Origin of the sequence: Streptomyces stoeckheimensis, from assembly GCF_045822005.1 — a bacterium.
GTDB classification, from domain to species: Bacteria; Actinomycetota; Actinomycetes; order Streptomycetales; family Streptomycetaceae; genus Streptomyces; species Streptomyces stoeckheimensis.
On the sequence record NZ_CP169550.1, the window covers coordinates 3,511,517 to 3,527,643 of the forward strand.

At 70.1% G+C, this 16,127-nt stretch carries 14 protein-coding genes; 8 read left to right on the plus strand and 6 right to left on the minus strand.

Features of this window, described 5'->3' with window-relative positions:
* Nucleotides 1–29: 29 nt before the first annotated feature.
* From ACE1OC_RS15615 to ACE1OC_RS15625, 3 genes are all read left to right on the plus strand, one after another.
* The gene (locus tag ACE1OC_RS15615) at nucleotides 30–1,370 is read left to right on the plus strand and encodes a PLP-dependent aminotransferase family protein (RefSeq protein WP_407837545.1); all 1,341 of its coding nucleotides are present in this window, start codon (nucleotides 30–32) and stop codon (nucleotides 1,368–1,370) included.
* A 30-nt stretch (nucleotides 1,371–1,400) separates the two neighbouring features.
* Nucleotides 1,401–2,666: a cytochrome P450 gene (locus tag ACE1OC_RS15620; protein ID WP_407837546.1), complete on the plus strand. Its 1,266-nt coding sequence runs from the start codon at nucleotides 1,401–1,403 to the stop codon at nucleotides 2,664–2,666.
* Between the two features lie 66 nt (nucleotides 2,667–2,732).
* The gene (locus tag ACE1OC_RS15625; RefSeq protein WP_407837547.1) at nucleotides 2,733–3,830 is read left to right on the plus strand and encodes a hypothetical protein; all 1,098 of its coding nucleotides are present in this window, start codon (nucleotides 2,733–2,735) and stop codon (nucleotides 3,828–3,830) included.
* Between the two features lie 275 nt (nucleotides 3,831–4,105).
* On the opposite strand, the gene ACE1OC_RS15630 is transcribed toward ACE1OC_RS15625, so the two are convergent.
* Nucleotides 4,106–4,453 carry a hypothetical protein gene (locus ACE1OC_RS15630; protein WP_407837548.1) on the minus strand — a complete coding sequence of 116 codons (348 nt, stop codon included), beginning with the start codon at nucleotides 4,451–4,453 and terminating at the stop codon, nucleotides 4,106–4,108.
* 933 nt (nucleotides 4,454–5,386) lie between these two features.
* Between ACE1OC_RS15630 and ACE1OC_RS15635 the strand changes: the two genes are divergently transcribed.
* Entirely contained in the window at nucleotides 5,387–6,253 is an 867-nt protein-coding gene (locus ACE1OC_RS15635) for a helix-turn-helix transcriptional regulator (protein ID WP_407837549.1), read from the plus strand.
* Between the two features lie 132 nt (nucleotides 6,254–6,385).
* A complete protein-coding gene (locus ACE1OC_RS15640) occupies nucleotides 6,386–9,619 on the plus strand; it encodes a tetratricopeptide repeat protein (RefSeq protein WP_407837550.1) in 3,234 nt (1,077 codons plus the stop codon).
* Nucleotides 9,620–9,760: 141 nt separating this feature from the next.
* Here the strand turns inward: ACE1OC_RS15640 and ACE1OC_RS15645 are convergent, their stop codons facing one another.
* Nucleotides 9,761–9,979 (minus strand): hypothetical protein, encoded by a 219-nt coding sequence (locus ACE1OC_RS15645; RefSeq protein ID WP_407837551.1) that lies wholly within the window; start codon nucleotides 9,977–9,979, stop codon nucleotides 9,761–9,763.
* A gap of 2 nt (nucleotides 9,980–9,981) precedes the next feature.
* A complete protein-coding gene (mca, locus tag ACE1OC_RS15650) occupies nucleotides 9,982–10,863 on the minus strand; it encodes a mycothiol conjugate amidase Mca (RefSeq protein WP_250751581.1) in 882 nt (293 codons plus the stop codon).
* A gap of 121 nt (nucleotides 10,864–10,984) precedes the next feature.
* On the opposite strand from mca, the gene ACE1OC_RS15655 reads away from it, so the two are divergent.
* A complete protein-coding gene (locus tag ACE1OC_RS15655) occupies nucleotides 10,985–11,398 on the plus strand; it encodes a DUF4307 domain-containing protein (RefSeq protein WP_407837552.1) in 414 nt (137 codons plus the stop codon).
* A 113-nt stretch (nucleotides 11,399–11,511) separates the two neighbouring features.
* Nucleotides 11,512–12,009: a transcription elongation factor GreA gene (gene greA / locus ACE1OC_RS15660; protein ID WP_250751585.1), complete on the plus strand. Its 498-nt coding sequence runs from the start codon at nucleotides 11,512–11,514 to the stop codon at nucleotides 12,007–12,009.
* A gap of 73 nt (nucleotides 12,010–12,082) precedes the next feature.
* Here the strand turns inward: greA and ACE1OC_RS15665 are convergent, their stop codons facing one another.
* From ACE1OC_RS15665 to ilvA, 3 genes are all read right to left on the minus strand, one after another.
* A complete protein-coding gene (locus ACE1OC_RS15665; RefSeq protein ID WP_407837553.1) occupies nucleotides 12,083–12,934 on the minus strand; it encodes an ABC transporter permease in 852 nt (283 codons plus the stop codon).
* On the minus strand, nucleotides 12,931–13,959 hold the full coding sequence (locus tag ACE1OC_RS15670) for an ATP-binding cassette domain-containing protein (protein ID WP_407837554.1): 1,029 nt from the start codon (nucleotides 13,957–13,959) through the stop codon (nucleotides 12,931–12,933). Before ACE1OC_RS15670 ends, ACE1OC_RS15665 begins: the two co-directional genes overlap by 4 nt.
* 139 nt (nucleotides 13,960–14,098) lie before the next feature.
* Complete coding sequence (gene ilvA / locus ACE1OC_RS15675) at nucleotides 14,099–15,331, minus strand: threonine ammonia-lyase (RefSeq protein ID WP_407837555.1); 1,233 nt, start codon at nucleotides 15,329–15,331, stop codon at nucleotides 14,099–14,101.
* 253 nt (nucleotides 15,332–15,584) lie between these two features.
* Between ilvA and ACE1OC_RS15680 the strand changes: the two genes are divergently transcribed.
* Nucleotides 15,585–16,118, plus strand: coding sequence for a MarR family winged helix-turn-helix transcriptional regulator (locus ACE1OC_RS15680; RefSeq protein ID WP_407841572.1), 534 nt, complete (start codon nucleotides 15,585–15,587; stop codon nucleotides 16,116–16,118).
* Nucleotides 16,119–16,127: the final 9 nt, after the last annotated feature.

The window sequence follows — 16,127 nt, forward strand, 5'->3', positions numbered from 1 at the left end:
CACCGGTCCCCCTAGGCAAGCGAGATTGCATGAACGACAGCGGAGTGGAACTCCTGGCCGCCGACCTCAGCACGGATCGGCTGCACGCAGCGCTCCAGGACCCGGCGCTGGCCTCCATGAACTTCTTGAACGAGGTGTCCGGCCGGTTCCCCGAGGCAATCTCGCTCGCCGCCGGCCGGCCCCGCGAGGACTTCTACGACGTGGAGGACCTGTCCCGGTACCTGCGGATCTTCTGCGACCACCTGGCGGCCGAGAAGGGGGCGGACCCGGAGACGGTCCGCCGCACCCTCTTCCAGTACGGCCGGACCAAGGGCATCATCCACGACCTGCTCGCCCGGCACCTGGTCCGCGACGAGGGCATCGACGTCGACCCCGAGTCGATCGTCGTCACGGTCGGCTGCCAGGAGGCGATGTTCCTGGTGCTCCGGGCACTGCGCCGGGACGAGGACGACGTCGTCCTGTCTGTTTCGCCGGGCTACGTCGGGCTGACGGGTGCCGCGCGACTGGTGGACATGCCCGTATGGCCGGTACGGGACGACGAGCGCGGCATCGACCTCGACGACCTGGTCGACCAGATCGAGGCGGTCCGCGCCGCCGGCAAGCGGCCGCGGGCCTTCTACCTCGTCCCGGACTTCGCCAACCCCTCCGGCGCGAGCCTCGACCTGGAGGCCCGTCGCAGACTGCTCGCCATCGCGGCCGAGCACGATCTGCTGATCCTCGAAGACAATCCGTACAGCCTGTTCCAGTCCGAGGACGGAAAGCGCCTGCCCACGCTCAAGGCGCTCGACACCTCGCGCCGGGTCGTCTATCTCGGCTCGCTCTCCAAGACCTGTTTCCCCGGAGCCCGGATCGGCTTCGTCGTCGCCAATCAGCACGTCGCCGGTGCGGAGGGGGAATTCACGCTCTTCGCGGACGAACTGTCCAAGATAAAGAGCATGCTCACCGTCAACACCCCGCCCGTGGCCCAGGCCATAGCGGGAGGGAAGCTGCTGGAGCACGACTGCAGTCTGGTCGAGGCCAATACCCGGGAAATCCAGTTCTACCGCCGGAATCTGCGGCTGCTGCTGGACGGCCTGAGCCTTCGTTTCCCGCCCGGTGGAAACCACCAGATCTCCTGGAATGCTCCCAGCGGTGGATTCTTCGTGGTGGTGACCGTTCCCTTCATCGCCGACAACGCCGCGCTGGAATACGGGGCCGGAAAGTACGGCGTGCTGTGGACACCGATGAGCCACTTCTACGACGGCCCCGGCGGAGAGGACAAGCTGCGCCTTTCCCTGAGCGCGGTATCGCCGGACCAGATCGAGGCAGCACTGGACCGCTTGGCGTTGCTCTTCGCCGACCTTTCCGGCCCGCGAACATCCATGCACTAGTCCCTCGTTCCGAGGGCCAGGAGATTTCACATGTCACATAGAGGCACACTGACCGAGGACCTCACCCGCGTGGACCTCACGGACCCGAGCGCATTCCTGCACCCCGGAATGGAAGATTTCTGGCAGCGCGCCCGGACCGAGCAGCCCGTATATCTGCACCCGGCCACGGAGCGCGGAACCGCCTTCTGGGTGGTGTCCCGCTACGCGGACGTCATGGCCGTGCTGCAGGACTCCGAGCACTTCAGCTCGAAGCCCGGAAACATGATGTCCTCGCTGCACAAGCCCGGGGGCGATCCGGCGGCCGGCAAGATCCTCGCGCTCACCGACGCACCGCGCCACAACGCCATGCGGAGCATCCTGCTGAAGGCGTTCAGTCCCCGGACCCGCAAGGCCGTGACGGACAAGCTGCAGCAGAGGGTCGACCAGCTCATCGGCAGCGCCATGGCCAAGGGGACCTTCGACTTCGCCAAGGAGGTCGCGGAAGCGATCCCCATGGGGATGATCTGCGATCTCCTCGGCTTCCCGTCGCAGGATCACCAGTACCTCCTCGACCTGAGCCAGAAGGCGCTCAGCACGGACGAGGACGGGCTGACCGCCGAGGACATCTGGCTGTCCCGCAACGAACTCCTCATCTACTGCCAGGAGATCATCGAGGCCCGCCGCGAGAATCCCCAGGACGACCTGATCAGCGCGATGGCCACCTCCGAGATCAACGGTGTGCCGATGACCGACGACGAAGTGGTCGTCAACTGCTACGGGTTCATCCTCGCGGGAGATCACACCAGCCGCCTGGCCATGATCGGCGCCGTGCACGCCTTTTCCCGGTACCCCGATCAGTGGCGGGCGCTGAAGGAGGGCCGCGTCCAGATCTCCAGTGCGATCGAGGAGATCCTGCGCTGGACGACGCCGGCCATGCACACCGGTCGCACGGCGAAGGCCGAGGTCACCATCGGCGGCCAAACGATCCAGGAGGGCGACCACGTCATCCTCTGGAACAGCTCCGCCAACCGCGACGAGGACGTCTTCCCGAATCCGCAGGTTTTCGACCTGGCGAGGACTCCCAACAAGCACCTGTCCTTCGGCGCCGGATCCCACTTCTGCTTCGGGTCCTACCTCGCTCGAGCCGAAATCACCGCCGTCCTGAAGACCCTCTGCGCCACGGTGGACCGCATCGAGCTCGCGGGCGAGCCCAAGCCGCTCCTCTCGACGTTCCTCAGCGGATACAGCAGCCTGCCGGTCTCCTTTGTTACCGGCGAGTCGGCCGCGTTTGCTACCGGCGAGTCAACCGCGCAATAGCCGGCCCGCTCCTCCTGCTCCGTCCCGGATCGCGCACACCACGTTCAACGCGAAGGATTTTGTGAAGTGATTGAGGTTGAAACCCAGGCTCATCATGCGAATGTCCCGCCGCTCCACCTCCTGAAGGCGGAACAGCTCCCCACCTCACGGAGCGCCGTCACGGGCCTGATGAACCAGCGCACGGCGGACGCCCTGCGGACCGTCCTCGACATACCCCCGCACGAGTCCGACCGGCGTGCGTGGGCCGCCGTCGATGCCGCCCTGGCCTGCCTGGCCGCACCGGTCGCCTCCGCCCGGTACACCGATGCGGAGCGAAAGTCCGTGCCGGAGGACCTCTACGAGGAACACGACCTGTTCTTCGGCGCGGTCAGGGTCACCGGGAACCCGGTGGAGACGTTCACCTACACGATGCTCGAATCCCTCCGCAGCCAGCTCGGCGACGCCATCGCGGCCGGGATCAGCCTCAGCAGCGGGGAACGGGCCCAACTGCGCGAGTCCTTCTGGACCACCTTCCACGGGCTGTGGCGGATGGGAGTCGCGGGAACCCCGTTCGAGTACGCGGCCCGCGTCCGCACGCGGGGCACGGGCACGGAGCTCGACGACACCACGAGCGATCCCCTGACCCGCTGGTGCCTCGGCCATCAGGTGTTCTTCGCACTCATCCAGGCCCTGATCGTGTCGGTGGGCTGCCTCCATGAATACCTCAAGGAAGATCCGGACGACGTCGACGGCGCCTGCAGCCTGATCGAGGACGCCACGGTGCTGATGATCGGGTCCGGCACGTCGATGCGGTACGCCGGCGACTTCACGAGCACGCACTACACGGACTCGGTGCGCCCCGCGATGATGCCGCCGTTCATCAATGCCAAGTTCAGCGGTCTCCAAGTGCGTGATCACCGGATCCTGCTCAAGCTGCTCAACCGGGTCAAGCCGCTGCTCGCGACGCCCGCCCCGGCCGTGGACAAGTCCTACAGGCAGCTGCTCGACGCGATGTCGACGGCGTACGACGCACACATCGCGGTCTGCTCGAGGTTCGGCGGCGATCGTGAATCGAGTCTGCGCACGCCCGGCTCCAAGGTCCCCGCGGCTCAGATCCTCGAACGGTTCCGTACCCGGCGGATCGGCGCCGCGACGCCGGTGTGCCCGATGGCGGCGGTGCGGTGATCTGAGATCGAATCGTCTGCCCGGCTCCGGGCGTACCGGCTTCGAGCCACGAGGTGCGGCCCGGAGCGCACAACGCAAGCAGTCGCCTCGGTCGGAAACGACCTTGGCGACGGCATTGCAGCAACCCGAGCGAGGAGCTACTGGTGGGGCGGTGTGGTGATGTTGTGGACAGGGGGTCGATTTTCGGCCGGACCATGCTCCAGGCCCTCGGCCTCGGCGACCACGCCCCGGGGTCCGCGCACCGCGATCACCCAGCTCAACCGGCTCGGCTGCGGCTACATGTCGAAGATGCGGGTTCCCTGAGGGGCGATCAGTCCAACGCCTGAGCTGGATTCCCGGGACAGGTCCACGGCGGAGCATTCGACGACGCTCCAGCCCCGTAAGGCGCCTGCCCGTCTCACAGCACGGTCAATGAGCTTCCGGGCCTGGGTGGTTGCACGCACCTTGTCGACCGCGGACATGAACGCCATGAGGCCGAACCGGCCCTCCGCGTCGTCGACCACTGTGAGGTGTTCCAGGCCGTCCTGCGGTTCAGCCGTCGCCCAGACGACCTCCTCCACCACGCCGGATCGTGCCTTCTCGGCATCGGGGGCCGGGATCATACGGATGAGTACAGCGAGCATGGAACTGCTCCTCGGATCACGGGCCCCAGGTGAAGGTGTCGGACGGGCCGGACGCCGACACTACGACGTTCGCGGCGGGCTCCGTGTCTGCGGCACCGGGGCCGGCAGCGGTGAAAGTTCCGACCAGAGCGAGCAGGGCAACCAGGGCAAAGTTCTTAAAACGCGGCTTTCCAGGCATGGCGGTACTCCTCAGAAGTGGGGAAGGTCAATTCCGCTTCAGCTGGCTGCCGTTGGGCTCGACCGGCTGGCGATGACTAGAGCTTGGCCCGCCCCCACCCCGCCCCGTAAGGACTTCAGGGTGGCATGATCCGCGCTGTCACCATGGTGCAAACCCGAGCACCCCCCGGCAGGGCGTTGACCACGCAGTTCTTCCCCGTGGCAGTCTCGTGCCTGGCCGCGAGATGCCAGTCCGGATCCGGTGCTCGGCGGGCGCGCTTTCCGGACATAACCTTTTGAGGCCAAAGGGCATGGAGGGTGCATGCCGCACTTCACAGGCTTCGTGGACTCATATCGTCAAGAAGCAGTGCGCCGAGATCGCGCCAATTGAATCGTGTGCCCGTTACCGAAACGAGCTATGATCCCTCGGACGCCGACAGGGGAACGTCGGCGTCCAACTGACCTCGGGGGAGTGCAGAGCAGCGTGCTTGGCGTACGGGAAATCAGGGGAGACAACTGCGGACAGACCATCCGCAGGCGTCCGCATGCCCCAATACCGCCCAATCGCCTCTCGCTGGACGGCTACGACCACTCGGAATCGCAGAACGTCGCGTACCCCGACCCCTGTCGTCGCCGTACCAGCACGAAAGAGGTGAAGCCTTGCTCGAAGCACTCGGCCTGGAACCCGCCGCTGAAGTAGTTTACCGCTCACTCTTGGACTCCCCACAGTTGGGGATCGAGGAACTGTGCGCCCGCTCGGGACTTACCGAGAACGCGGTGCGAACCGCCTTGGACCAACTGGCCCACCTCCATCTGCTGCGCCCCAGCGGACCAGGGTCGGAAGGCCTTCGTCCGGTCGATCCGGGGGTAAGTCTCAGTGCGCTGCACGCGCGTCAGAGCGCCTCTCTGACACGACATCAAAAGCAGCTGGAAGAGGCCAAGGAATCCATAGCCGCACTGGCCGCCGAGTACGGCGGCGCCCGCCGGGAATTCCTGCCCGAGGTCGCCGAATGCCTCGACGGAATCGACGCGGTCCGCGACCGCCTGGAGGAACTGGCGGAGAGCACCAAGGAAGAGTGCCTGTCCTTCGTCATCGGCGGCGCGCAGCGCCCCGAGGACATGTCCGCCGCCAAGGGGCCCGACCAATTGGCCCTGGAGCGCGGCGTCTCCGTGCGCTCGATCTACCAGGACAGCCTGCGCAACGACGCGGCGACCACCGGCTACGTCCGCTGGCTCTCCGCGCTCGGCAGTGAGACCCGCACCGTTCCTGTGCTGCCCATGCGCATGATCATCGTGGACCGGAAGGTCGCGGTCGTCCCCCTGGAGCCGGGCAACCCCCTCAAGGGCGCCCTGGTCCTGCACAGCCCGGGAGCCGTCATGGCCCTCGTGATGCTCTTCGAGGAGGTGTGGAGGAACGGCACCCCCTGGGGCGTGCCGCTGCCGAAGGACCACCGCGGCCTCGGCCCCCAGGAGCGCGAACTGCTGCGGCTGCTCGCCGCGGGCTCCACCGACGAGGTCGCCGCGCGCCACCTCGCCATTTCGGTGCGCACGGTCCGCCGGCTCGCCGCCGATCTCATGACCCGTCTCAATGCGCACAGCCGGTTTGAGGCCGGCGTGCTCGCCACCCGCGAGGGATGGGTGTGACCGCCTCGCCGAGGCGTCGCACTCTCCCCTCTGAGGTCAACTCCCTCTGAACTAGCTCAGATTCTCTCGCGCTCGCGACCGTCACGGCGGACACTTGAGGCTCCAAGCCGGAGCTCTCTGAGGGGGATGCCGATGCGGGACAGTCATCGCGGTGAGGCCGAGCGGCTGCTGGGGCGGGCCGTGGAGGAGGAGTCCCGGCGGGGAGCGGGCGGGGCGGCGGCGACTCCGGAGGCCAAGGCGGCGCTGCTGGCGCGCGGCAAGCAGGCTCTGGACTCGCTCGCGGCGAGCGCGGCCACCGAGTACGAGGCGTACACGCGCGCACTGGACGAGGCGGCGGCCGGGGACGAGTCGCTCGGCGAGGCCTTCCGGCGCGCGAACACCTCGACTGCACTGCTGGTCACGGGAGTTGCGGCGGCTGCCGCCATCGTGGCCGACCTGGCCTTCAGCGTGGCGATCGGCACCGCACTGACCACCGGCGCCATCGTGGGCGTGGCCGGGGCGACGGCGACCGTGGCCAAGGTGACGGCCCTGCACCTGCCCGCGGCGAACCGGCGCGCCGGGGAGCTGGGCCGGCCGGGCGGCGCCGAGCAGCTCAAGCTGCAGTGGCTGTCGGCGCTGGAGGTGCGCGGGATACGCCCCTTCCTGGAGCAGCAGCGCAAGGTGGCAGCGGCGCTGCACGCCCCGCCCAAGGTGAACGGGACCAACGGCACCACCGGCTCCGCCCTCCAGCTGCGCGGGGCCAATCGCAGCGCCGAGGCCCGCCGGCGGGCCATGCTGGAGCAGTCCTTCGGGCAACTCCCTGCCCTGGACGGTGCGTTCGTCGGCCGCCGGGCCGAGCTGGCCCGGATCGCGCAATGGGTGCACAGCGCCCGCGCGAGCACCGAGACCCGTCCGGTGGTCGTGGTGCTGCACGGGGAGCCCGGGGTGGGCCGCACCACGCTCGCACTCCACGCCGCGCAGGCGCTGCGGGACCAGTTCCGGGGCGCCTGCGTGGTGGACCTGCGCGGCGGAGGCGCCTCCGCACCCTCGGCAGCTCCCCTCCCAACCCGCGAGGCACTCCTGCACCTCATGAACCGGCTCGGCGCGCCCCGCGAGCAGCTGCTGTTCCGCGAGGGCTCGTCGGCGGAGCAACAGGTGCGCAGGCTGGGCGAGTTGTACCACCAGCACGTGCAGGGCACCCCGGTGGCGGTGGTCCTGGACGATGCCGTGGACGCCGCTCAGGTACGGATGCTCGTGCCCGAGCGCTCCGAGAGCCTGGTCCTGGTCACGGCCCGGGAGCCGCTGGAGCTGCCCGCCGAACTGGCGGCCTGGGTGTACCAGCTGCCGGTGACCCGGCTGGCGGAGGAAGCCGGCGCGGAGCTGGTCCGCACGGCGGACACGCCCGCAGCCGGGTACCCGCAGGACACCGTACGGGAACTGCTCGCGCTCGGCGCCGGGCTGCCGCTGGCGCTGCGCGTGCTGGCCCCGCTCGGGAACGTCGGGGAGGCTCCGCAGGCGGGCGGTTCGCTGGACGCCGCCCTGGACCTGGCCTACGCGGCCCTGCCCGAGGAGCGGCGCCGGCTCCTGCGCCGGCTGACCCTGGCGGGCCGGGCCTCGCTCGGTGCGGCGGCCGCGGCGGCGCTGATCGACGCGGACCAGGTGGAGGCCGGGCGGCTGCTGCGCGAGCTGGCGCGCGCGGGGCTGCTGGACCACGTGCGCGGGGACCGGTTCCGGATGCACGACGCGGTGCGTGCGTACGCGGCGGCGCGGCTGGCGCAGGACGAGGACCGGGCCGACGCCTCGGCGGCGCACGAGCGGCTGATCCGTACGTACGCGCAGCTCGCGGACTCGGTGATCCGGATGGTCGACGGGAAGATGTCCACGCGGGCGAACGCCCTGTCCAAGGCGAGCACGGTCGGCGGGCACGGCTTCGCCTCCCTGGACGCGGCCCTGCGCTGGCTGGACGACGAGTCGAGCTTCATCACGGCGGCGCTGCGCCACTCGGAGGGCGTGGACCAGCAGGCCGTACTGGACCTCCTGGGCGCGCTCTGCGACTTCTGCCTGCTGCGCGGCGACCTGTACCGGCTCGGTGAGATCAACGAGCTCACGCAGGCCGTCGACCAGGGCCTGCTGGTCCGCTCGGTGCAGTGGCGTACGGGCATCGCGGCCCGCCAGCTCGGCGAGCTGGACAAGTCCCGCACCACCCTGACCTCGCTGGTCGACCAGTACATGGAGGCCCGGCAGGAGGCCGGCGCGGGCATGGCGCTGGTCTCGCTCGGCATCACCCTGCACCACCAGGGCAACCTCCCGGAGGCCTCGGCGCGCATCCGCGAGGCACTGGTGCTCCAGGCTCCGGACGAGCTGGCGGGCGACCGGGCGTGGGGCCTGCACGCGCTCGGCGCGGTGGAGCGCGACCGCGCCCACCTCGCGGAGGCGCTGCGGCTGCTGCGCGAATCCCTCGTCCTGCACCGGGAGAGCGAGAGCGTGCACGGCGAGGCCTGGGCGCACCTGCAGCTCGGCCAGGTGTACCTGCGCCTGGGCGAGGTGCCGCGCGCGGAGGCGGAGCTGCGCCTGGCGCTGGAGCTGTACGGGCGCACGCGCGACGACCGCGGCCAGGCGTGGGCGCTGACCCAGCTGGGCCGGGCCCGGGTGGTCGACGGGGATCCGGGGCCGGCGCTGGACCGGCTGCGGGACGCGCTGGCCCGGCACCGGGAGGCGGAGGACGCGCGCGGCGAGGCGTGGACGCTGTACTACCTCGGGCAGGCGCTGGAGGAGGCCGGGGAGCGGGACCGGGCGGTGCGGGAGCTGGAGCGGGCCCGCACGATGTTCTCCCGGATGCGGGACGTGTACGGGCTGGCGCACGCCCGCCACCACTCGGGCCGGGTCACCCGCGACCAGCGGGCGGCGCAGACGGGGAACCTGAAGAACTCCGGCTTCGCCCGTCAGCTGCTGGTGGACGCGCGGGCCGACTTCCGGCGGATCGGGCTGGCCCACGGGGAGGCCTGGACCTGTCTGGAGCTGGCGGTGGTGGACGCGGGCAACGGGCGGACCGCGCAGGCGCTGGACCTCTGCGAGGAGGCGGTGCGGCTGTTCATCTCCTACGGGGACCGGCGCGGGGAGGACTGGGCGCGCTTCCTGCGCTGCACGCTCCTGCCGTACGCGCTCCCGGCGGCCCCGGACGAGGCGCGGACGGAGCTGGCGCGGCTGGCGGCGGCCCCGCATCCGAAGCGGGACGGGCGGCTGGAGGACTGCCTGGAGTCCTACACGGTGATCCTGGCGCGCGGGGTGGACCCGGCGGAGGGCTGGCAGGCGTGGCGGCTGTCGCTCGTACCGAACCTGCACTCGCGGGAGATCATGGGCGTCCCGGTGCCGCTGCCTTCGGTGTAGCCCGGCGGGGCCGCCCCGGCGCAGGGCGGTGCCGCCGCCCCGGCGCAGGGCGGTGCCGCCGCCCCGGCGCAGGGCGTGCGGAGACCCGCCGCCCGGCCGCGCAGGGCGGCCGGGCCGGCGGTCATCCGGTCCGGACGGCCCTTACGGGGCGCGCGTGCCCTCCGCCGGGGCGGGCTCGGGGGCTTCCTTGAAGTCGACGCGGCCCATGTGGCGGCTCATCGACTTCATCAGGCCCCACACCCCGAGGGCGAGGGCCGCGAACACGACGAATCCCAGGAGGCCCGGGGTCACCTTGTTCTTGTCGAAGGTGTCGCCGGCCAGCGGGAGGAGCTGGACGATTGCTTCGTGCGTAGCGCTCATAGCTACGCATTCTCCCGGATGCCCGCGAAGAGGTCGGACTCGGGGAGGGAAGTGTCCACGAGGGACTTCGCGAGCTCGTACTCCTCCGTCGGCCAGACCTCCTTCTGGATCTCCATCGGGACGCGGAACCAGCCGCCGTCGGGGTCGATCTGCGTGGCGTGGGCGATGAGCGCCTTGTCACGGATCTCGAAGAAGTCGGCGCAGGGCACGTGGGTGGTCAGGGTCCGCTCCTTGCGCTCGAACTCCTTCCACCGCTCCAGCCACTCCCCGTACGGGGATTCCAGGCCGCGGGCGAGCAGCGCCTCGTGCAGGGCGATGGTGCGCGGCTTGTTGAAGCCCTGGTTGTAGTAGAGCTTCTGCGGCTGGTACGCCGGGCCGAACTCGGCCTCGGGGTACTTCTCGGTGTCGGCCGCGTGATCGAAGGCCACCATCGTGATCTTGTGGGTCATGATGTGGTCGGGGTGCGGGTAGCCCCCGTTCTCGTCGTACGTGGTGACGGCCTGCGGCCGGAAGGCGCGGATCTTCTTCACCAGGCGGCCGGCCGCCTCGTCGACGTCCGCCAGGGCGAAGCAGCCCTCGGGCAGCGGCGGCAGCGGGTCGCCCTCGGGCAGGCCGGAGTCGACGTATCCCAGCCACTCCTGGTCGACGCCGAGGATCTCGCGCGCCTCGTCCATCTCCTTGGCGCGCACCTCGTGGATGTGCTCCTCGATGTACTTGTCACCCTGGAGCTTGGGGTTCAGGACCGAGCCGCGCTCGCCGCCGGTGCAGGTCACGACCAGCACGGACACCCCCTCGGACACGTACTTGGCCATGGTGGCCGCGCCCTTGCTCGACTCGTCGTCGGGGTGGGCGTGGACGGCCATCAGTCGAAGCTGCTCGGTCAAGACAGGATCCTCTTTGAGTCGTCAGGGCGGGCGCTCCTATAGTGACCGAATCGGACGGTGGAAAAATTCCGGGGGGTCACCCCGGGATCCCGGTGTTCGGCCACCTCGAAGGGAACGATCGATGAGCGCGGTGCGCGAAGAGCTGCCCGAGGGCCGCTACGGCCGGTCGGCGGATGAGCGTACCGACCGCAGGCTCAAGGTCATCGGCTCCGTCCTCGGGGTCGCGCTGCTGGGTGTGGTCGGCTGGATCGGCTGGGACTACGTGGCCGGGCAGAGCGTGAGCGCCGAGCTCATCAAGTACAAGGTCGTCTCGGACTCCGCGGTCGAGGTGCACCTGGAGGTGCGCAAGGAGGCCTCGGTCACCGGGGTGTGCACGCTGAGTTCGCAGGACGAGTCGCACGGTGAGGTGGGCCGCGCCGACTTCACCTTCGCGCAGAAGAGCGGGCGCGTGGACGACATGGTCACGCTGAAGACCACCGGGCGCGCCACGATGATCGAAATCGTCGGCTGCCGTCCGGCCGGTTCCGCGGGCTGATCGGACGCAGTTCACACACTTGGCGTCCTCCCCCTTTTCTTCCCGAATTGTTAGGCTCGTGGTTTCGTCCGCCGCTGGCGGCTTTGTAGTCCCTGTACCGACGAGGAGCACCCGTGACCCAGACGAGCGAGAGCGTCACCTGGCTGACCCAGGCGGCGTACGACCAGCTGAAGGCCGAGCTGGAGTACCTCTCTGGTCCCGCACGGTCGGAGATCACGATCAAGATCGCGGCGGCCCGCGAGGAGGGTGACCTCCGCGAGAACGGCGGTTACCACGCGGCCAAGGAAGAGCAGGGCAAGCAGGAGCTGCGCATCCGCCAGCTCACGCAGCTGCTGGAGAAGGCCAAGGTCGGCACGGCCCCCGCCTCCGAGGGCGAGGTGGCCCCCGGCACCCTGGTCAAGATCGCCTTCGACGGCGACGAGAGCGACACCATGGAGTTCCTGCTGGCCTCGCGCGAGTACGCGTCCTCGGACTTCGAGACCTACTCCCCGCAGTCCCCGCTGGGCTCCGGCGTGCTGGGCAAGAAGATCGGCGAGGACGCCCAGTACGAGCTGCCGAACGGCAAGCAGGCGTCGGTCAAGATCCTCGACGTCAAGCCCTTCACCGGCTGATCACCCCCCTTTCTTTTCAGCACGAAGCCCCGCCGAGCAGCAGCTCGGCGGGGCTTCGTGCTGGGGGCGATGCCTACGCCGTGGCCGACCGGTACTTGCGTACGGCCAGGGTCCGGAACACCACGATGATCACGACGGACCAGAGCAGCGAGGCCCACACCGGGTGCTGCATCGGCCAGGCGTCCGACGGCGACACACCCGGGTTGCCGAAGAGTTCTCGGCAGGCCTGGACGGTCGCGCTGAACGGGTTCCACTCCGCGATGGGCTGGAGCCAGCTCGCCATGTTCTCGGTGGGCACGAACGCGTTGGAGATGAACGTGACCGGGAACAGCCAGATCAGCCCGCCCGAGGTGGCCGCCTCCGGGGTCCGCACCGACAGGCCGATCAGGGCGCCGATCCAGGAGAAGGCGTAGCCCAGGAGCAGGAGCAGGAGGAAGCCCGCCAGGGCCTTCGGCACGCCCTCGTGGATGCGCCAGCCCACGAGGAGCGCCACGATCGCCAGGACGACCATGGTCAGGGCGGTCTGCACGAGGTCGGCCAGGGTGCGGCCGGTGAGGACCGCGCCGCGGGCCATCGGCAGCGACCGGAAGCGGTCGATCAGGCCCTTGTGCATGTCGTCGGCGATGCCCGCGCCGGCGCCGGCGGTGGCGAAGGTGACGGTCTGCGCGAAGATGCCGGCCATCAGGAAGTTCCGGTAGTCGGCGGCGCTGGTCGAGCCGCCGATCATCATCGAGCCGCCGAAGACGTAGCTGAACAGCACGACGAACATGATCGGCTGGATCAGCCCGAAGATGACCATCTCCGGGATGCGGGACATGCGGATCAGATTGCGCTTGGCCATGACCAGGGAGTCGTTGATCCCCTGGACGATGCCGCCGCGCGGGCGGGGCGCCACCAGCTCCGGGGTCGTGGAGGTGAGGGTCACTTCGCCACCTCCTTACGGTCCTTGCGGCTGCCCGCCGACTTCGCGGACTTCGCGTCGGGGGCCTCGCCGTTCTCCTCGGCGGTCCGTTCCGCCGCGTGGCCGGTCAGGGAGATGAACACGTCGTCCAGGGTGGGACGGCGCAGGCCGATGTCGTCGATCTCGATGCCGCGACCGTCGAGTTCGCGGATGACCTCGGCGAGCAGCTTGGCGCCGCCGGAGACCGGCACGGTCAGCTTGCGGGTGTGCTCCTCGACGGTGGTCTCGCCCTTGCCGAAGCCGGCGAGCACCTCGCGGGCGGTGGCTATGTGCTCGCGCTCGTGCACGACGACCTCGACGCGCTCGCCGCCCGTCCGGGCCTTGAGCTGGTCGGAGGTGCCGCGTGCGATGACCCTGCCGTGGTCGACCACGCAGATGTCGTGCGCGAGGTGGTCGGCCTCTTCCAGGTACTGCGTGGTGAGCAGCAGGGTGGTGCCGCCGGCGACGAGCTCCTGGATGATCGCCCACAGCGCCTGGCGGTTGCGCGGGTCGAGACCGGTGGTGGGCTCGTCCATGAACATCACGGGCGGGCTGACGACGAGGGCCGCGGCGAGGTCGAGGCGCCTGCGCATGCCGCCGGAGTACGTCTTGGCGGTGCGGTCGGCGGCGTCGCCGAGGTTGAAGCGCTCCAGCAGTTCGGTGGCCCGGGCCTTCGCCGCCTTGGCGCCCATCTGGTAGAGCTGGCCGACCATTTGGAGGTTTTCCCGGCCGGTGAGGTATTCGTCGACGGCGGCGAACTGGCCGGAGAGGCCGATCGAGCGCCGGACTTCGTTGGGGTGCTTGAGGACGTCGATCCCGGCCACCACCGCCTTGCCGCTGTCGGGCTGGAGGAGGGTGGTCAGGACGCGGACGGTCGTGGTCTTGCCGGCGCCGTTGGGGCCGAGCAGACCGAGGACCGTGCCTTCGGGTACATCGAGGTCAACGCCGTCCAGAGCCCGTACGTCGCCGAAGGTCTTGACCAGACCTTCGGCGTAGATGGCGCCTGGCATATGGATACTCCCCGTGCGAATCGAACCGGTTGAATCGTGACATTCCTACGCGAATCCTATGGGCGCCGAGCCGACCTCGCTCGGCCGAACGGGCGACACCGTATCGCGTCATATCGCGTCTCGCCACCGGGACGGGGAGCTAGCCCATGACCTTGTACCCCGCGCCGTGCAGCGCCCGCGCGACTTCCGCGCAGTGCTTCGGCCCCTTCGTCTCCAGGTGCAGCTCCACCTCCACCTCCGTGAGCCCCAGGCGCGGATCCGTCCGCACGTGACTCACGTCCAACACGTTCGCATCCACCACCGACAGCTCCCCCAGCAGACCGGCCAGCGCCCCCGGCCGGTCGGTCACCCGCAGCCGCAGCGACAGGTAGCGGCCGGCCGCCGCCATGCCGTGGCGCAGGATCCGCTGCAGGAGCAGCGGGTCGATGTTGCCGCCGGACAGCACGGCCACCACCGGGCCGTCGCCGTACAGTTCGGGCTCGCTCAGCAGTGCGGCCACCGGGCTGCACCCGGCCGGCTCGACCACCAGCTTCGCCCGCTCGAGGCAGAGCAACAGCGCGCTGGAGAGCGCGTCTTCGGACACCGTACGGACGTCGTCGAGCAGCTCGCCAATGATTTTGAAGGGGACGTCGCCGGGCCGGCCCACCTTGATGCCGTCCGCCATCGTGTTCGGGTTGTCGATGGACACCGGGTGCCCGACCTTCAGCGAGGGCGGGTACGCGGCCGCGCCCGCGGCCTGGACTCCGATCACCCGGACGTCGGGGCGCAGCGCCTTCACCGCGACCGCCACCCCGGCGGCGAGCCCGCCGCCGCCGATGCCGACCAGGATCGTGCGCACCTCGGGGCACTGCTCCAGGATCTCCAGACCGACGGTGCCCTGGCCCGCGATGATGTCGCGGTGGTCGAAGGGGTGGATGAACACCGCGCCCGTCCGGTCCGCGTACTCCTGGGCCGCGGCCAGCGTCTCGTCCACGACCTGCCCGTGCATCCGCACCTCGGCGCCGTACTCCTGGGTCGCGGCCACCTTCGGCAGGGGCGCCCCGACCGGCATGAACACGGTCGAGCGGACCCCGAGGAGGGAGGAGGCCAGCGCCACGCCCTGGGCGTGGTTGCCCGCGCTGGCGGCGACGACCCCGGCCGCCCGCTGCTCGGGGCGCAGGCCCGCGATGCGCACGTACGCCCCGCGCAGCTTGAAGGAGCCGGTGCGCTGGAGGTTCTCGCACTTGAAGTGGACCGGCGAGCCGGTGAGCGAGGAGAGGTACCGGCTGCCCTCCATCGCGGTCACCCGGGAGACGCCGGAGAGCATCTTCTGGGCCCCCCGGATGTCGTCGAGGATGACCTGCGGAACGGGCTGCGGCACGCGGTAGTTCATGCGGCCAGTCTCGCAGCCGGTCCGTCGCGCGCTGCGCTGCGCTGGGCGGGACGGGTGAGCGGGGGCCCGGGGCCGCCGGGCGGAGCCCGGACGGGACCCGCACCGGAGCGGTGAAATCTCGCCATGCGGGACGGCTCGTAGTCGCCGTTCCGCCGCTGCCGTATCAGTTCTTGTACGAGGAGTACGAGCCGTCGCACGGCCGCGTACTCTGTCCCCCATCCTTGTCGGCCCCATGCGAAGAGAGCCCACGGCCATGCCCTCCACCCCGGCCAGTTCCGACCTGCCCGCGCCGGCCGGCGCGCCCGCCGAAGCCGGTCTCCTCGACGCGCTCCAGCACCAGGTGGCGGTCTTCGCCCGGCGCGCCGAGCAGACCCGCCTGGGCGGGGTCGGCCAGGCCCGCAACTCCATGGACCGGGCCGCGTACCTGCTGCTGAACCGGCTCGACTTCGAAGGCCCGATGGGCGTGAAGGCGCTCGCCGGCGGCATGGGCATCGACTCCTCCACCGTCACCCGCCAGGTCGCCCCGCTCGTCGACAGCGGCCTGGTCAAGCGGACCTCGCACCCCGAGGACGGCCGGGCCGTGGTGCTCGCGCTGTCCCCGCGCGGGCTGGCGCGACTGGAAGAGGTCCGCTCCTCGCGGCGCGAGCTGATGGCCCGGGTGACGGACGGCTGGGACCAGGAGGAGCGCGAGGCGTTCACCGGTCTGCTGACCCGTTTCAACGTCTCGCTGTCCGAGCTGATGTCGGCCGGCTCCGAGCCCGGATCCGAGGCGGGGCCCGCCTCCTGAGGCCGGGCT

Excerpts from the sequence above, each read along its gene's own strand:
- ACE1OC_RS15640 (WP_407837550.1), top strand. The coding sequence starts at position 6,386 with ATGCGGGACAGTCATCGCGGTGAGGCCGAGCGGCTGCTGGGGCGGGCC.
- ACE1OC_RS15655 (WP_407837552.1), top strand. The coding sequence starts at position 10,985 with ATGAGCGCGGTGCGCGAAGAGCTGCCCGAGGGCCGCTACGGCCGGTCG.
- ACE1OC_RS15620 (WP_407837546.1), top strand. The coding sequence starts at position 1,401 with ATGTCACATAGAGGCACACTGACCGAGGACCTCACCCGCGTGGACCTC.
- ACE1OC_RS15670 (WP_407837554.1), bottom strand. The coding sequence starts at position 13,959 with ATGCCAGGCGCCATCTACGCCGAAGGTCTGGTCAAGACCTTCGGCGAC.
- ilvA (WP_407837555.1), bottom strand. The coding sequence starts at position 15,331 with ATGAACTACCGCGTGCCGCAGCCCGTTCCGCAGGTCATCCTCGACGAC.
- ACE1OC_RS15615 (WP_407837545.1), top strand. The coding sequence starts at position 30 with ATGAACGACAGCGGAGTGGAACTCCTGGCCGCCGACCTCAGCACGGAT.
- ACE1OC_RS15645 (WP_407837551.1), bottom strand. The coding sequence starts at position 9,979 with ATGAGCGCTACGCACGAAGCAATCGTCCAGCTCCTCCCGCTGGCCGGC.
- ACE1OC_RS15630 (WP_407837548.1), bottom strand. The coding sequence starts at position 4,453 with ATGCTCGCTGTACTCATCCGTATGATCCCGGCCCCCGATGCCGAGAAG.
- ACE1OC_RS15680 (WP_407841572.1), top strand. The coding sequence starts at position 15,585 with ATGCCCTCCACCCCGGCCAGTTCCGACCTGCCCGCGCCGGCCGGCGCG.